At 56.4% G+C, this 15,189-nt stretch carries 14 protein-coding genes; 4 read left to right on the top strand and 10 right to left on the bottom strand.

Features of this window, described 5'->3' with window-relative positions:
- Positions 1-379: 379 nt before the first annotated feature.
- From mutH to CKQ53_RS09055, 4 genes are all read left to right on the top strand, one after another.
- Positions 380-1,066 carry a DNA mismatch repair endonuclease MutH gene (gene mutH / locus CKQ53_RS09070; RefSeq protein ID WP_085651497.1) on the top strand — a complete coding sequence of 229 codons (687 nt, stop codon included), beginning with the start codon at positions 380-382 and terminating at the stop codon, positions 1,064-1,066.
- Positions 1,067-1,146: 80 nt separating this feature from the next.
- A complete protein-coding gene (locus tag CKQ53_RS09065) occupies positions 1,147-1,863 on the top strand; it encodes a TerC family protein (RefSeq protein ID WP_094117774.1) in 717 nt (238 codons plus the stop codon).
- Positions 1,864-2,158: 295 nt separating this feature from the next.
- Complete coding sequence (locus tag CKQ53_RS09060; RefSeq protein WP_094117775.1) at positions 2,159-2,377, top strand: YgdI/YgdR family lipoprotein; 219 nt, start codon at positions 2,159-2,161, stop codon at positions 2,375-2,377.
- Positions 2,378-2,495: 118 nt separating this feature from the next.
- Positions 2,496-3,536, top strand: coding sequence for an NADP(H)-dependent aldo-keto reductase (locus tag CKQ53_RS09055; RefSeq protein WP_118894916.1), 1,041 nt, complete (start codon positions 2,496-2,498; stop codon positions 3,534-3,536).
- Between the two features lie 56 nt (positions 3,537-3,592).
- On the opposite strand, the gene CKQ53_RS09050 is transcribed toward CKQ53_RS09055, so the two are convergent.
- From CKQ53_RS09050 to CKQ53_RS09010, 10 genes are all read right to left on the bottom strand, one after another.
- The gene (locus CKQ53_RS09050; protein WP_118894914.1) at positions 3,593-6,685 is read right to left on the bottom strand and encodes an autotransporter outer membrane beta-barrel domain-containing protein; all 3,093 of its coding nucleotides are present in this window, start codon (positions 6,683-6,685) and stop codon (positions 3,593-3,595) included.
- Positions 6,686-7,214: 529 nt separating this feature from the next.
- Positions 7,215-7,937, bottom strand: coding sequence for a YggN family protein (locus tag CKQ53_RS09045; protein WP_100053506.1), 723 nt, complete (start codon positions 7,935-7,937; stop codon positions 7,215-7,217).
- Positions 7,938-8,041: 104 nt separating this feature from the next.
- Positions 8,042-8,386 (bottom strand): YggL family protein, encoded by a 345-nt coding sequence (locus CKQ53_RS09040; protein WP_085651502.1) that lies wholly within the window; start codon positions 8,384-8,386, stop codon positions 8,042-8,044.
- A complete protein-coding gene (gene trmB, locus CKQ53_RS09035) occupies positions 8,386-9,105 on the bottom strand; it encodes a tRNA (guanosine(46)-N7)-methyltransferase TrmB (protein WP_085651503.1) in 720 nt (239 codons plus the stop codon). The genes CKQ53_RS09040 and trmB overlap by 1 nt, the downstream gene beginning before the upstream one ends.
- Before the next feature lie 159 nt (positions 9,106-9,264).
- Positions 9,265-9,858, bottom strand: coding sequence for a hypothetical protein (locus tag CKQ53_RS09030; protein ID WP_085651504.1), 594 nt, complete (start codon positions 9,856-9,858; stop codon positions 9,265-9,267).
- Positions 9,859-9,945: 87 nt separating this feature from the next.
- Entirely contained in the window at positions 9,946-10,509 is a 564-nt protein-coding gene (locus tag CKQ53_RS09025; RefSeq protein WP_162896342.1) for a fimbrial protein, read from the bottom strand.
- 10 nt (positions 10,510-10,519) lie between these two features.
- On the bottom strand, positions 10,520-11,116 hold the full coding sequence (locus tag CKQ53_RS18730) for a hypothetical protein (RefSeq protein WP_244201028.1): 597 nt from the start codon (positions 11,114-11,116) through the stop codon (positions 10,520-10,522).
- Positions 11,113-11,556: a hypothetical protein gene (locus CKQ53_RS18725; protein WP_244201027.1), complete on the bottom strand. Its 444-nt coding sequence runs from the start codon at positions 11,554-11,556 to the stop codon at positions 11,113-11,115. Before CKQ53_RS18725 ends, CKQ53_RS18730 begins: the two co-directional genes overlap by 4 nt.
- Positions 11,557-11,728: 172 nt before the next feature.
- Positions 11,729-12,481 (bottom strand): fimbrial biogenesis chaperone, encoded by a 753-nt coding sequence (locus CKQ53_RS09015; RefSeq protein ID WP_085651506.1) that lies wholly within the window; start codon positions 12,479-12,481, stop codon positions 11,729-11,731.
- Positions 12,482-14,947 carry a fimbria/pilus outer membrane usher protein gene (locus CKQ53_RS09010; RefSeq protein ID WP_244201026.1) on the bottom strand — a complete coding sequence of 822 codons (2,466 nt, stop codon included), beginning with the start codon at positions 14,945-14,947 and terminating at the stop codon, positions 12,482-12,484.
- Positions 14,948-15,189: the final 242 nt, after the last annotated feature.

Below are 15,189 nucleotides of genomic sequence, written 5' to 3'. Positions count from 1 at the left end.
CGAAAACATTGCGCAGAATTCGGCCTTTTCCAAAGTGGCGAAAGATCGCACTACTGAGAGCTTATCCACAATCCCCCTCCTGATTTATGCCAAAAAACCAGCTAAACCAGCAAAAAAACCCCTCGTCAAGGCTGTAAATGGAAACAGTGCTCCAGAATTATCCCGGTTATCCCAAAAATCTGTGGATAACATGGTGTAAAATCCTGTTCATTCCCGGTGGCTTATCGTGAACAAGTCATTTCGCCCGTTAACGAGCGCGACGCCACACAGAAAAAACCACAGGGTAATCATGCTATTATTAATTTCATCTCGTGAATGGGATGACTGAAAACTATCCCCCAACGGGAGCTGTGCTTTTTTTATACAACCCGGGAGACTTATGAACACCCCTTCTCTCCATCGCGATCCGCCTTCTGACGAGCTGACGTTGTTACAGCGCGCCCAGTCCCTCGCCGGATATAATCTGGCTGAGCTGGCCGCGATCGCTGAACTGCCGTTGCCGGAAAATCTGAAGCGGGATAAAGGGTGGACCGGCATTTTGCTCGAGCGTTTTCTGGGCGCCAGCGCGGGCAGCAAACCGGAACAAGATTTTCCCGGTCTCGGCGTCGAGCTGAAAACGATCCCTATCGACGAACAGGGACGGCCGCTGGAGACCACCTTTGTTTGCGTCGCGCCGTTAACGGGCAACAGCGGCGTCACCTGGGAGCGCTGCCATGTTCGCCATAAACTGACCCGGGTTCTGTGGATGCCGGTGGAAGGCGGCAGGCAAATCCCCTTGGGCGAGCGGCGCATCGGCGCACCGCTGCTGTGGAGCCCCAGTCCGGAAGAAGAGGAGCAGCTGCGTCAGGATTGGGAAGAACTGATGGATTTGATCGTACTCGGCAAGGTGGAGAGCATCACGGCCCGTCACGGCGAAGTACTGCAGCTGCGGCCCAAAGCCGCGAACAGCCGCGCCCTGACCGAAGCGGTGGGTGAACACGGACAGCCGATCATGACGCTGCCGCGTGGTTTTTATCTTAAAAAAACCTTTACCGGCCCTCTGCTCGCTCGCCACTTTCTGCTTTAATGACCACTCTTTCCTTGCCTGCCGCTACAAATAGCAGAGTATAATTATCGTTTACGTTTCATTTAAGGTGCATTGATACAATGTTTGATTGGATTGCGGATCCCAATGCCTGGCTGGCGCTGGGCACACTTACCATCCTGGAAATCGTTCTCGGCATCGACAACATTATTTTCCTGTCTCTGGTTGTCGCCAAACTGCCCAAACACCATCAGAACAAAGCCCGCCGTATCGGTTTGCTGGGCGCGATGTTGATGCGCCTGGGGCTGCTCGCCTCCATCGCGTGGGTGATAAAACTGACCAACCCGCTGTTCTACGTTATGGATCAGGCCATTTCCGTCCGCGACCTCATCTTGTTCTTCGGGGGTCTGTTCCTTATCTGGAAATCCGGCAAAGAGATCCATGAAACCATTGATGGAAGCTCGGCAGAACATGATTCCAAGGTGCACTCCTTCTTCGGCGCCATTGTGCAAATCATGCTGCTCGATATCATTTTCAGTCTTGACTCGGTTATCACCGCCGTCGGCCTGTCCGATCACCTGTTTATCATGATGGCCGCCGTCGTCATCGCCGTCGGCGTAATGATGCTGTCCGCCCGCCCTATCGGCGAGTTTGTCGAACGTCATCCGTCAGTCAAAATGCTGGCGCTGGCCTTCCTGATCCTGGTGGGCTTCACCTTGATTCTTGAGAGCGTGGATATTCATGTACCGAAGGGCTACATCTACTTCGCCATGTTCTTCTCCATGATGGTGGAAACCCTCAACCTGCTACGCGGTAAGAAAGCGGCACTGCAAAAGTAATGCCCGCCTCGCCAGAGGTTTTTCACGCGAAAGAACGATAAAACATAATGCCTCCGGCTCGCTGCGGAGGCATTTTTCAAGGCAAACCGATGAAGGGATAACCTTTGCCGCGCTGTACGTAAAAAGTCCCCTGCGAGATCGTTGGTCTGACGCCGTCCATGCCGCCCATCGCCGACTAATTTTTTTACATTTTGCCCACCGCTTCTTTCCATGAATCTGAATATAACCTGTGACTTCCTTTGCTAAACTTGCCTTGAATTTTCAGAATTATTGCGGCCAACCTCAGGTAACCCCTATGCACTCAGTTATGAAAACGCTTGTGGCGCTCAGCGTCATCACTCTGCTCGCCGGCTGCTCCAGCCATTATGTCGTCGCGACCAAAGAGGGTCAGGTCCTGCTGACCGAAGGCAAACCTCAGGTGGATGAAAGCACCGGCCTGATGATCTTTACGGATGAAGACGGGCACAAGCATGCGATCGACAACAATGACATTTCGCAGGTCGTCGAACGCTGAGGCGGAATGACGATGATGCGCCAAGAGGCTTTCCCCCTTGACGAGGCTTGGTTTATAGTCAATTGAAGGTGCTTTCAAACGCACCGGTTCCTCTTCAAATAAAAAGGAAGCTGGCACAATGCAATATCATCGTATCCCTCATACTGCTCTAGAAGTCAGCGAGCTGGGACTGGGCACCATGACCTTTGGTGAACAAAACAGTGAAGCCGACGCTCACGCCCAGCTGGATCACGCCATTGCAGCCGGGGTTAACCTGATTGATACCGCCGAACTTTATCCGGTTCCTCCGCGCCCGGAAACGCAGGGGCTGACCGAAAGCTACATCGGCTCGTGGTTGAAACAGCGCGGCGGTCGCGAAAAACTGATCATTGCCTCGAAAGTCAGCGGCCCGGTACGCGGCAGCGATCACAACATTCGTCCTCAGCAGGCGCTGGATCGCAAGAATATCCGTGAAGCCCTCAACGACAGCCTGACTCGGCTGAACACCGACTATATCGACCTGTACCAGCTGCACTGGCCGCAGCGCCAAAGCAATTTCTTCGGCAAACTGAACTACCGCTATACCGACGATAAACCGGTGGTCACGCTGCTGGAAACGCTGGAAGCGCTTAACGAGCAGGTCCGGGCAGGGAAAATTCGCTACATCGGCGTCTCCAACGAAACGCCGTGGGGCGTGATGCGCTACCTGCAACTGGCGGAAAAACACGACTTGCCGCGCATCGTCTCTATCCAAAACCCGTACAGCCTGCTCAACCGCAGTTTTGAAGTCGGTCTGGCCGAAATCAGCCAGCATGAAGGGGTAGAGCTGCTGGCTTACTCCGCGCTGGCGTTCGGTACGCTGACCGGTAAATACCTCAACGGCGCTAAGCCAGCGGGCGCGCGGAACACCTTGTTCAGCCGTTTCACCCGCTACAACGGACCTTATATCGAGCAGGCTATCGCAGAATATGTCGCGCTGGCGCAGCGACATGGGCTTGACCCGGCGCAAATGGCGTTGGCGTTTGTCCGACAACAGCCGTTCGTCGCCACCACGTTGCTGGGCGCCACCTCTCTCGAACAGCTACGTACCAATCTGGAGAGTCTGACGGTCACGCTGGATGAAGAGGTGTTGAACGAGTTGGAAGCCATCCACCAGCGCTTCACCTTTCCAGCGCCATAACTTTTTTTGCATCGTAACAGGGCCACCTCGGCCCTGTTATTGACCCGAACACCCGCTTAAAACGCCACGCTGACCTGCATACGTACGCCATCATCGCGGACTTTGCTGCCATGCATCCCCTGATACCCCAAAGACAAACGGGCATGCTGACTCAGTTCCGCCGCTAACCCGGCTTGAATCAATACGGCATTTTTCGGCGTCGCCATCCCGTCAACGTTAAAATCGTCGCCCCCACGCGTGAAATGCAGCCGCGCCGCGCGCTCCCGTTCGCTCAGTCGATGCTGATACCCGATATCACCGTATAGCGACAGCGGCAGCAGCGCGGTGAAATGCATATCGCCGCGCAGTCCCAGCGTTGAAAACGCGGAAGCGGTATTTTGCGTAGTCCACCCCAACGCCGCCTCGCTGCCGGACTCCCGAGCGCCCGGCGTTTGTAGCCAGACGTAAGCCGCGTTGGCATAGGGCTCTACCCCCACGTCCTGCGTGACGGAAAAACGCCGACTGCTCTCGATAAAGCCCTGCGCCAGATGGGCTTGATAATTGGCGCGAGCCTTGCCCTCCAGACCGGGTACGCGGAGCGTGCGCTGACTCGACAAATCCAGATAGCTGTAGTTAAGACCGGTGCGCCAATCCATTCCCGCCAGCTCGCCATTCAGATAGAGCGCCGCGTGATAGGCGGTGACATCGGCGCGAGACGCTCTATCGCTCACGCTGATTCGACTCTTTTCGCTGCCGACGGCGATCCCCAAAGCGCTCGACTCACCCCACTGAGCATCACCGCCCAGCAGGAAGCCGTAACCCTGATGGTCCACCGCCGCCTCATCCTGTTGACCGGATAATTTCCCGTCGTTGGACCAGGTCGTCAGCCAAAGTGGATCTTCGTGACGGGAGCGCATCGCGCCGTTGAGCGCATCGCGCACATTCTGACTCCGCTGGATCATGGCTGAGCGTGAAGCCGCATAGAACTCGCCGCTGAGGTTGTCGAAAGCATCGCGCGCCGCATCGGCCGATCTGACATTCGCTATGGCGCTATACGCCACCCCGCCCTTCAGGCTGTCGAGCGCATTCGCCGCCGCCTGCTGATTAGCCGTTGCCGCAACCTCGCTGAACTGTAAGCTGTTGCGTACCGTTTCAAGCCACGCGCCGTGGTCGCCATAACCTAAAACGTCAGTCAGAAACAAGGGCGTTTCCCCGTTGCCGCCAAGCTCCAACGCATCAAATCGACCGGATACCGTGCCGCTGGCATCAAGCAGCCGATAGCGAGTGCCGAGCGTGCTGCGACGAAAACTGATAACTCGCACAGTACCTGCCAGAGTGGCGTTTTTCTCGACGACAAGCTGATCCGACTGCCCTTGCGCATCAATCTCGAATTCGTAGATCGATCCCGGCGTGAAACGAACGTTGCCGACGGTGAGCGTACCGACGGAAGTCCCGGGGGCCAACGTGCCGCCCGAGTCAATAATGACAGAGCCGCCGATGTGACCGTGCCCGCCCAGCACCGCGCTCGACATGACCCAGACATCCCCCGCCAGACTGCCGCTGCCGCCAGCGCTTTTCGCCACGACCAGCCTTCCGCCCTCCACAACGGTCGGGCCGCGATAGGTGTCAACGCCCGTCAGGTACAGCGTGCCATCCCCCTGTTTACGTAAACCGACGTCCAAGTCGAACAGCGCACTGCTGGCATGAGAGTTACGCACCTGAGCGATGTCATTGCTCCAGGTGCTGTCAATCCCCTGCGTATCAACGCTGTACAGCGCGTAACGTCCGCCAAATGTGTCAGAACTCAGGTCGCCGTCGGTCAGCCTCTTACCGTCCAGTTTTCCCGGTCCCTGCACCGCTTTATAAGCGTTGACGATCCCCTGACCGAACAGCGCCTGGTAATCCTCCTGCGACATCAGCGTCATATTGCTGTCGGAAGACGCGTTCAGAATGGCGGCCCGCACCGCTTCATCGCTCATGCTGTAGAACGGATTGTTGCCCTTGAGGGAGCTCACCAGCGCGGTCATTTCCGCGTCGCTGAATGTGATGCCGCTCGCCGCCGCATAGACTTTGATTTCCACGCCCGTCATGTTGAGGGCGCTGTCGACGTTATTGCGCGCCAACACCACGGCCCGTGGCAGCTGCGCGCCGCTGAGCGGCGTTGCGGTCGACAGCAGCACATCGGCTATCTGTTTGCCTGACAAATAGGGGAAAGCTTCGCTGACCAACGCGCCCACAGCCGCCACATAGGGGGAGGAAAACGAGGTTCCGCTGAGCGAGGAGTAATAGGTCTGATCGTAAGTCGTGTAAATATCGACGCCCGGCGCCAGCAGACTGTATTCCGTGGCCCCCTGCGCCAGATTACTGAACGACGCGATAAACGCAGGGCTGGTCGTCGGCTGCCTCGAGTCGAAAGACATGACGCTGAGCCAGTTGTTGGCAATCTTGTTCTCATACCCCGTCATATCCAGCACGGTAGGCAACGCCGACAGCAGGGTCGGCGTCAGATGCCCCTCATTACCGGCAGAGAAAACCAGCAGCTGTCCCTGCTCCGCGTTTCGCGTCGTCAGTTCGCTGAATCCCGGTATCCAGGTGTCGTACAGTTCGCTTTGAACGTCCGCATCGTAGGAAAACAGTTCATCAGGATAAATATTGAAGCCCCAGCTGTTGTTGACGATTTTTGCTTCGGGGTACAGCGCCATGGTCGCCAGCGCGTTCGCGACACTTGATGTCGTTAAGTCGACGCCCAGAGACAAAATATTGGCGTTATAGGCGAGACCGTGTATGCCGACGTCATTTTTGGCCGCCCCTACCACGCCCGCGACTTCGTAGCCGTGTCGGTTGTACTGATTCGGCGTGGATATCCACTGCGTGCCCTCTGCCACGCGCCCTTGGAACTCGGGGCCGCTCAAGTCGGATTGACTGTCGATGATGCCCACCGTCGCGCCTGCGCCGCTATACCCCAGCGAGTAGGCTTCCGCCGCAAACATCGCATCTAACGCGCGGCCATTGTATTGGTACTCACGAGTGCGAAAGTCGTCGGCGCTCGCCGCACTGGCGGAAAACGCGGGCTGCATTAATGACGTGATGATCAGACAGGCCAGCGGCGTCAGCCTGCGGCGATGTTTATCCGTACCGCCCGCACGATGCGGGTTACGAGTTCCCTTCATAGACAGCTCCCTGTGAAACGTTGACGTTATGGTGACGCCGCGTATTAACGCCGAGCGCGCAGTTCACATGGCATTCCCCCTGACTTTCCCACCTTGAGTGGGGCAAGCAGCCAGCGGGTTGCCGTAAAAAACAGAAATGACGTTGTACGAAATGCGGGTCACGCACGACTTCCTTCTCGGTGAAGAAAGTGGCGCAGGAACCGGGGTGAGCCAGAGGAATGAGTCAGGTTACGCGAGGCAATGATGCGATGTGCCCGCGACAAACGAAAACGCCTTTCACACTACCGCTGCATCCATGCAATCTCGTCGCTGCTGTGGCCATTATAGGTGAGGTGCGGGCATCCAATAACGAGAACAAGATACTTTCTTTACGTAATCCTTACAGTATTGGATAAGACATATAACGCGTTTTACACGGCGGAAAAGGCAAAGAGCTCAAGAGAGTCAGACGATAAAGCCCGAGAGGCAAGCCGAGGGTGAGTGAACGAAAAAAAGAAACGGGGCGCGCAGCCCCGTCGTCTTGTGCCCGTTAAGGCAGGGTCTTGAGTAGCGTTTTACGCTGTTCTTCCAGACCGGTCACTCGCTGACAGACGTCGCGTCCGAAGCGCTGAAAATCCATTTCCTGATTGTTCCACTCCGTTTGAATCGCCTGCTGCAAGCCGCCCAGATTGCCCATTACGGCCTGCAACGGATTACCGCCGCCGCCGTTCGCCATCTGTTTGACGCCCATCTCATTCAGGCTGTCCTGCAACACGCCGCCCAGCGTCTGCTGCACAATCTGGCGACCATCCTGCTCAACCTGCTTAATGGCCTGATGGTGGAAAGCCAACCCGTCAGGACGGTGCTCAATGATGCGGTTCATCTGCTGTTTGAGCTGGGTGTTGAGCGTCGTCAGACGACCACGGACGTTGCTGTCGCTGCCGAGCTGCTGAACGATAACCTTATCCAGCGACTGACGCGCCTTTTCCAGATGTTGTTGCGCGCCCGCATCTATCCACGGCAATTGCTCACGCAACTCTGCCTGATATTCTCTGGCCTGCCGCCGCTGTTCCGACGTCAGGGTCAGTTCGCGGTTATCTTTGACCACGTTTCCTTCCGGCGAGAATTGTAGGTTACCGCTGGCGCCCACCACCTTCACGCTTTGCGGAGTGATGATAATGTCATCCTGCGGCTGGACCGGGCATTGGTACTCCGCCTGCGCCTGCCAGGTAAAAAGAATCAGTGCACCAAAGACGAGATTACGCAACAACATAGTGACTCCTGAAAAAAAGGGCGCCCAACAGGCGCCTCAACGATAGCAGTAAAGGCGCAGGAACGAAGGTGAAAACCGTCGGCCTGCCGCCACGCGCTTCCGCTTTAGCCAAGGTTCGGCGGCAGATCCCACCAGATGTCGAACAGGTCGCTGACGGTCACGTCGCTCAACTGCTGTGACTCCAGCCACTCTTTGACCAGCTGACGGTGTTCGTCCGTGCAATTGCCCAGTTTCTGCTGGCAAACCAGTCCCTGCCACTGCAGGTAGCCGCTGCCTTCAAACGCTAGGCCGCGAGGTTCGATAACATCGTCAACAAAGCGATCCAGCAGCCCGTCGATAGCGTCTACCGATGTCCCTTCCGCGAAACGGAAGCTAACGGAGAAACCCAGTTCTTTGAATTCTTCAATGTGTAACTTTTTACGTAAACGTCGGCTGCGATTAATCGCCATTACTCTTTCCTCTCAAACATGAGATCCCAAACACCATGACCTAAACGCTGGCCACGGGCTTCAAATTTCGTTAACGGGCGTGACGCCGGACGCGGTACATAGTCCTGGCTGTCAGACAGGTTGCGATAACCGTCAAGCGCCCCCATCACTTCGAGCATGTGCTCCGCATAAGGTTCCCAGTCGGTCGCCATATGGAACACACCGCCGATGTTCAGTTTACTGCGCACCAGCTCGGCAAACGGCGGCTGAACGATGCGCCGCTTGTTGTGCCGGGCCTTGTGCCACGGATCCGGGAAGAACAGCTGTACCATGGACAGCGATCCAGCGGGGATCATGTTATCCAGGACATCCACCGCATCGTGGCACATGACCCGCAGGTTATCGATCCCGGCTTCCTGAGCGGACGCCAGACAGGCGCCTACGCCAGGCAGATGCACTTCGATGCCCAGGAAATTTTGTTCCGGGTTCTGTTCCGCCATGGTGACCAGCGAAGCGCCCATGCCGAAACCGATTTCCAGCACCACCGGCGCATCGCGTCCGAACAACGCGGTAAAGTCCAGCGCGTGGTCCTGATACTCCACGCCCATGACCGGCCATAAGTTGTCCAGCGCCTGTTGTTGCCCTTTGGTCAATCGCCCCTGGCGACGAACGAAACTGCGAATACGCCGCAAAGGACGACCATTTTCATCAAATTCCGGAGAGATGACGTTATTGCTCATAGTGCTTACACGTTGTCAGGGGTTATGAAACAAGCGCGCAGTATAATGGATACCTATGAAAAATTCTTTCCTATCTGCCGACGGTGCATTTCGGCCTTGCGGGGAGAGCGAGGCGACGGGCGCTGACCGGCCCGCGCCGCTTCGGTGTGCGCTTAACGCTTAGAGTAATGGGTAGATATCGCGATGTTTGCAGCAATTCAGTTTGATCAGCGACTTTTGCCGCTGGGCATAAAGGGTCTTGACGCTTTTATTCGTTTCTTGCGCTTCATATCTGGCGCCGCGACCGGAAAGCAGACTGATAAATCCCCACATTTGTCCCCGAGCTAGCCGCGACTTAATTCGTTCCCGCTCACAGCCCTTCGCCAGATGAACGCGCTCATTGAGAAAGACGCCAAGCTGATGCATTGAGCAACCGTCTAGCGGGAACAGCACCGAGTCGATATTGTGGTAGCACATCGACAATAGCTTTAGGAGGTTGCCTCTACCGATGATCAGTAGCCGATCTTTATTCATATACAGGGTATTGCTGATATCGGAAGCAAAACGCAAGAAACGAACCAGATCGCCCACATCCTGTAAAAGGAAAATCAGGCGATCGACGTGTGGCCAGTCTGGTATCTCGGTAATGGCCTCGTCTCCCGCTTTCAGCAGTAAGTAATCCAGTCGGTAGTCCTGCGGTCGTCTATATGCGCTCAACGCGTGCTGGACTGCGGGATAGTACAAATAGCATGACGTTACCAAGAATAATTTCATCTGACTCATCCCCTTTTCCCAAGTATGTGCAGACTCATCGCCGGACACGCAATCAGCCCGGACGACTGTGGATAAATAACGGTGCGCTTATTGATAACTCAGCGTGAAATGTGCGGTTGCGCTGTAGCTGCCGGCGGCTAATGATTCAACGCTGACCGTTTCCAGACGGGCGCGAAAATCCAGACGGTTATCGCCGTCAAACAAAGGGATCTGGCCCGTTTTGCCATTGAGCGGAAGCAGTTGGTCGGCCCGATAAATGCCGATGGCAACGCCCTTGGCGACCGAGCCGGAGTCGATCGCCAGCCGCCCCGCCAGCGCGGTGTTCTCCTTTCCGGAAAAACTCACCACCACATCCTTCAGGGTTTCCGTGCTGCACTGGGTCAGCGCGATCGTAAAATCACGCCACTCGCCAGCCTGGTTGGTCTGTAAGGTCCGCGTCGATTCTTCGCCCATGTCTACATCGATATTTTCTGAGTCTGAGCTCAACACACACGGCGAATCCACGACCCGCACATGGAACCCCACGTCATAGACATAGTCCTGAGCATTCCCGCTACCGGAAGTGGCGGCGCTCGCGGGCAGCGACATCAGGTGTGCCCACAGCACGCCATGCACGGCCCGACGAATCGCGGTTCGGCGTCTTGTCGTCATCGTCCCCGCCTTAGTCATAGTTGAAACGTAAGACGATGAATTTCTCGACATCGCCGGGGACTGCCGCATCTGACGCGTATAGTCTGGCGGTGTATTGCTTTTCCACCGTGCCGCTGGCTGATGTCAGCCCATTGATGAAGCCAATGAACTGGTTGTAGACGATGTTGTTGCCGGTCGAGCCGTCTTCGATTTTCAGCATCGAGCCATTTCCCATATCCATCCCGTCAGCGCTGGCCAGAACGTTGTTTCTGGAAGCCGCGTCGAAGTTGACGGTGAGGTCGAAGCCTTTGCCACAATCCTCGCCGCCGTCGGTCGAGGCGCTGATTTGGAAATCCTGCTGCGCCACGACGCCTGCGGAAGCGCTGCTCCACGCCTGCACCGTGCCGAAATCGATATAGCTGTTGGGCGACACAATGACGTTGGCCGAACACTGAATCACCTCAATATTTCTCAGCCCGGACAGCCGGAAAACATAGTTACTATCAGGCTTATTGTTGATGCCCAGTTCGCCATCGACCTGAAATACGCTGAGAGAATCCGTGCCCGAGCCGTTGTTGCTGATATTGCCGATTTTTTCCAGATACAGCTGCACCGAGGTGGGCATCATGGTCGGATTTTTTGGCGGAGCGGAACCTGACGGTCCCGGCGCGATAAATTTTCCTGTCGACACCCGCGAGCCGCTCCCCCGCCGCCCGAGACGATCCCCAGATCCTGACCGTTGTAGATGATCCCAATGCCGATCCCGGCGCCCACCACTTCTCCGCCCGGGTTGGGGTAGAAGTAGGCGTATTCGCCATTGGGCTTCACATTTTTGTAAGCCCAGCAGGCCAGATTGCGGCTGTAGGTTTTCGACGTCCACAGCCGACTGCCCACCGGCAGCGTGGAAGGGATTTTCAGCGCGCCGATATCCTCGCTGTCGGAAACCGGCCCGTTTACCGTATCTTTGCGGCATTCCAACGCGGAGGCGTCAACGGCCAGCATGGCCAACACGCCGCCGCAGAACCACGGCAGGCAACGCCGTGCGCCTGAGGTCACTACTCTGGACATACTCTCCCCTTTTTCGATGTGGTCGCCGACGTCTCCGTGTCTGCGGGTTTCAGCAACGAGATGCGCCGTAGCGCGACATCCCGGCGGTTTGGTCCGCGACACGGTGCTAAGGTCATGTGCTCCGCGTCCGTAGCGCCCCGCATCATGGCGGTCGTCATCTTCATTTCCTGTTTCAGCGAGCGGGCTTGTCGACCACGGCACAGGTCGCCTGCTGACAGGCAAAACGCAGCTCCGGATGACCGCCGAAATCATTGACGTAGTACAGCGAGAACGCCTGCACCGACGGGTCTTTAACGTCGACGTTGACGGAGGACTTCGGCGCAATCATAAAAGCCCGATCCTTCAGCAGAGAGGAGGACCCCTTCTCTCCTGAACGGAGCTGAATATTGCTGACGGTGATGTAATACGGCGTGGGATTCTCCACCACGAACTGCTGACCGGACTTGCGGATTTTAAGTCGGCGTTGCCAAACGTCGTCTTTCACCGGTTTGATGCTTTTTGGTCGATAAAACACTTTGATCTCTGACTGCACGGCAATCTGCAGAACGTTCGCCTTCTCCGGTTTGGGCGGGATTTCCCGCACATTCAGATAAAACAGAGACTCCCGATCCTGCGGCAGTTGATCGATCCCCGACGTTTTCACCAGACGGATCAGGGTGCGCCCGCCCGCCTCGATCCGCTGCAGCGGCGGCAGCACCATCAGCGGGGCCGAAATTTTGCGGTGTTCGCTATCGGTCAGCCAACTTTGCGCCAAAAAAGGGAGGGATCCGTTCTCGTTCGTCAGCGTGACGGTGGTGGTTTGCTCCGCCCCGTCGTAGACCACCCGCGTTCGGTCAAGGTTGATCGCCGCCTGCAAGGTCGGCGAAAACGTCACGATGCACGCCAGCAATACGGCAGGCATCCTGAAATGACGATGTTGGTTCATTTACTCTTCTCCAGTTGTTGCATTGGTTGGGGGCAATGGCAGGCAAGGCAGCAGCAGGGACGCCAGGCCGGTTAAGGTTCGAGGCAAGGTCATCCGGCACTGCGCTTCGCCGTCCCAGCGCGCCGTCAATGTTTCATTTGGCGCGACGCCGGTGAGATAGACCTGTCCTTCCTCTGTCACCATGGCCACCTCCCGTCCGCTGGCGTTCGTCACCGTCGCCGCAAACGGGGGATAACGTCCGTCTGGCAGCCTCAATGTGCCAAGCACCTTATTGCCGCTGACGATCTCGAATTTGCGGTACCCGATGGCGCCCTCGGTGAGCGTGCCCTGCACAATAGTTGTCAACGCCTCGACGTCGTCTGGCAGATGCTGAACGTCGACGCGCGTCGAGACATCGAAGTAGCTGCTGGTCCCGGCAATCACCGCCAGTCCATCAGCGTTGGTCACCACACTGCCGTTGGAGAACGGCACGCCCGGCACGCCATTGGCGTCCACCATCACACGCGTTCCGCCGTTAACCCCCTTCTGATGGGCGGCGACGCCATGACGCGTCGCCGTGATCCCCCCGCGCAGGGAGCCGTTAACGTAGGTGTAACCGTCTTGCTGCCAGGACAGCCCCATGCTGGCGTTGGTTGCCGACGCGGCGTAGTTGTAGGTCCCGCTGACGTAGCCTTTGCTGGCGGCGTCGTAGCGCGTGCTCAAATTCCAGCTTCGGTTTTGATCCTGCTGATTGCTGTAGGTCAGCGTTTGGGTCATCTTCCCGCCATAGCTGCCTAAGCCGTATCCGACGCGTTCCCGGTCGCGCAGCGGGATGGAGAGATTGAGATAGATGCTATCGTCGGTATTCGCGTTGTAGAGCGAGCGCCACGCAGAGACTCCGGCGGAGACCCCTTTAAGCGGCCCCAAATCGAGATAGGTGTTCAGGGAGATGCCGTAACGGTGCTGCTGCCGCTCATTCCAGAAGGTTTGCTGGGTGTAACTCAGATACGTAGACAGGCCGTTCAACCACTGCCTTTCGCTATCGAAATTTTTCGATAAGGTAATGACGTAACGCTCTTTTTCGTTGTGATAGTCGCTTCCGTTGTTATTCAACGCATAGAGATACTGAGACATCCCCATGAAGGTCTTTTCAGAGAAACGGTATCCGGCGAAGTTCACCTGTCCGTCGATGGAGTCGAAGCGCTTCGACCAGTTCACAGAAAAGGAGCGCCCATTCTGCAACGGGATATTCGGCAAACTGGCGCGAGACTGGGTGATATCCGCCGACACCGCCCCCAGCAGGTACAGGTTTCGCCCCAATCCCACAGACCCGGACTGATAGCCGTTGGACAACGTGGTACCGCCATATAACGACCAGGCATTGCTCATCCCCCAGGAAAACTCGCTGGAGGAAAACGTCAAATTTTCCTGGTGGCGCTGACTGTCCGACGGGCGGCCGGCCGACAGCTTGTATTGGATTTGCCCCGGCCGAGTCAGATAAGGGAGGCTGGCGGCTTCGGTTTTGAACGTCGTCACGGAGCCGTCTTCTTCCGTGATTCGCACGTCCAGCGTTCCGGTCACGCCACTGTTCAGATCCTGAAGAGAGAACGGCCCCGCGGGTACGGTGATTTCATGAATCACGCGCCCGTTTTGCATCACGGTGACCGTCGCATTGGAGCGGGCCACGCCGCGAATCTCCGGCGCATAGCCACGCAGCGAGGGCGGTAGCATGTTTTCATTGCTGATCAGACTGGCGCCGATAAACCGAAAGCTATCGAAGAGGTTGGTGTTGAGATACATCTCGCCCAGCCTGACATCGGCCGACATAAACGGCAGCGGTCGAAAGGCATAGAACTGATCCCAGGAGAACTCTTTACGATGATTGTCTCGCGCGGCATTCATGTAATACCGGTAGTCGGCACGATAGCGCCATGCCCCGAGATTAAACCCCGCCGTGCCGTAGCTGCTGAGATAACGGGCGGAGCTGCCATTACCGGTGCCTCGACGCACGTTGCCCACCAGGTTGTAGTCCAGCATGACGCCGTTGATACCGGGGTCCCACTGCTCCGGCGGCGTCCAATTTTTGTTGCTGTATTTCATCCACGCCTGAGGGATGGAGATATTCAGTTCTCCCATCCCAATCTGGTTGGAAACATTCACTCCGTTGAGGGTAGAGACATCCGCGCACTGGCCGTTATTCCACCACGTAATGTTCTCCGCGGCCTCCGGCTTTAGCGCCAGTTTGCCGACTGTCTCCGCATCCAGACACAGGCGTGATTGACGACCGTCCGGGCCCGACGCAAGGTAGCTGACTCTTCGCTGGTCAATCATTTTGCTATTGACCTTAATCGTCAGCATATAGTCGCCGGGAATGACGTAGTCCGAATCAGCGAAGCGGCTTAGATCAATCTCATTACGTTCATCAATATCCAATACGCTGGCATTGAATTCCGTCGCTTTTGCATTATTGGAGAAAAAACAAACCATGAACAGACCGTATCGACAGGTGCTATTCAGTTTATTTATAACTCTCTTTTCCTGCGTATTCGTCATCAATAGTTACCAGTGTATTGTTAACATTGTTCAGGAAAGAAAAAGGGGTAAATAAGAGATCATTACACTCCCCACGTCACCGCATCTCTGAATTTCATTTCTGACGACGACATAAAAAACAGATGCAAACACCGCCAAATAAAAGAGTCACGCCGACCATCAAGGATTCACTTAAT

This window comes from Lonsdalea britannica (genome assembly GCF_003515985.1).
Classification (GTDB): domain Bacteria; phylum Pseudomonadota; class Gammaproteobacteria; order Enterobacterales; family Enterobacteriaceae; genus Lonsdalea; species Lonsdalea britannica.
Note: the sequence above shows the minus strand (reverse complement) of the source record. Positions and strands in the feature narration are given on the sequence as shown.

What these genes read in the sequence shown, in the direction of transcription:
- CKQ53_RS18730 (WP_244201028.1), bottom strand. Translation starts at nt 11,116, where the DNA reads ATGATGCCCACCTCGGTGCAGCTGTATCTGGAAAAAATCGGCAATATC.
- CKQ53_RS18725 (WP_244201027.1), bottom strand. Translation starts at nt 11,556, where the DNA reads ATGTCCAGAGTAGTGACCTCAGGCGCACGGCGTTGCCTGCCGTGGTTC.
- CKQ53_RS09040 (WP_085651502.1), bottom strand. Translation starts at nt 8,386, where the DNA reads ATGGCGATTAATCGCAGCCGACGTTTACGTAAAAAGTTACACATTGAA.
- CKQ53_RS09015 (WP_085651506.1), bottom strand. Translation starts at nt 12,481, where the DNA reads ATGAACCAACATCGTCATTTCAGGATGCCTGCCGTATTGCTGGCGTGC.
- CKQ53_RS09055 (WP_118894916.1), top strand. Translation starts at nt 2,496, where the DNA reads ATGCAATATCATCGTATCCCTCATACTGCTCTAGAAGTCAGCGAGCTG.
- CKQ53_RS09010 (WP_244201026.1), bottom strand. Translation starts at nt 14,947, where the DNA reads ATGGTTTGTTTTTTCTCCAATAATGCAAAAGCGACGGAATTCAATGCC.
- CKQ53_RS09065 (WP_094117774.1), top strand. Translation starts at nt 1,147, where the DNA reads ATGTTTGATTGGATTGCGGATCCCAATGCCTGGCTGGCGCTGGGCACA.
- CKQ53_RS09030 (WP_085651504.1), bottom strand. Translation starts at nt 9,858, where the DNA reads ATGAAATTATTCTTGGTAACGTCATGCTATTTGTACTATCCCGCAGTC.
- CKQ53_RS09050 (WP_118894914.1), bottom strand. Translation starts at nt 6,685, where the DNA reads ATGAAGGGAACTCGTAACCCGCATCGTGCGGGCGGTACGGATAAACAT.
- CKQ53_RS09045 (WP_100053506.1), bottom strand. Translation starts at nt 7,937, where the DNA reads ATGTTGTTGCGTAATCTCGTCTTTGGTGCACTGATTCTTTTTACCTGG.
- CKQ53_RS09060 (WP_094117775.1), top strand. Translation starts at nt 2,159, where the DNA reads ATGCACTCAGTTATGAAAACGCTTGTGGCGCTCAGCGTCATCACTCTG.
- CKQ53_RS09025 (WP_162896342.1), bottom strand. Translation starts at nt 10,509, where the DNA reads ATGACGACAAGACGCCGAACCGCGATTCGTCGGGCCGTGCATGGCGTG.
- trmB (WP_085651503.1), bottom strand. Translation starts at nt 9,105, where the DNA reads ATGAGCAATAACGTCATCTCTCCGGAATTTGATGAAAATGGTCGTCCT.
- mutH (WP_085651497.1), top strand. Translation starts at nt 380, where the DNA reads ATGAACACCCCTTCTCTCCATCGCGATCCGCCTTCTGACGAGCTGACG.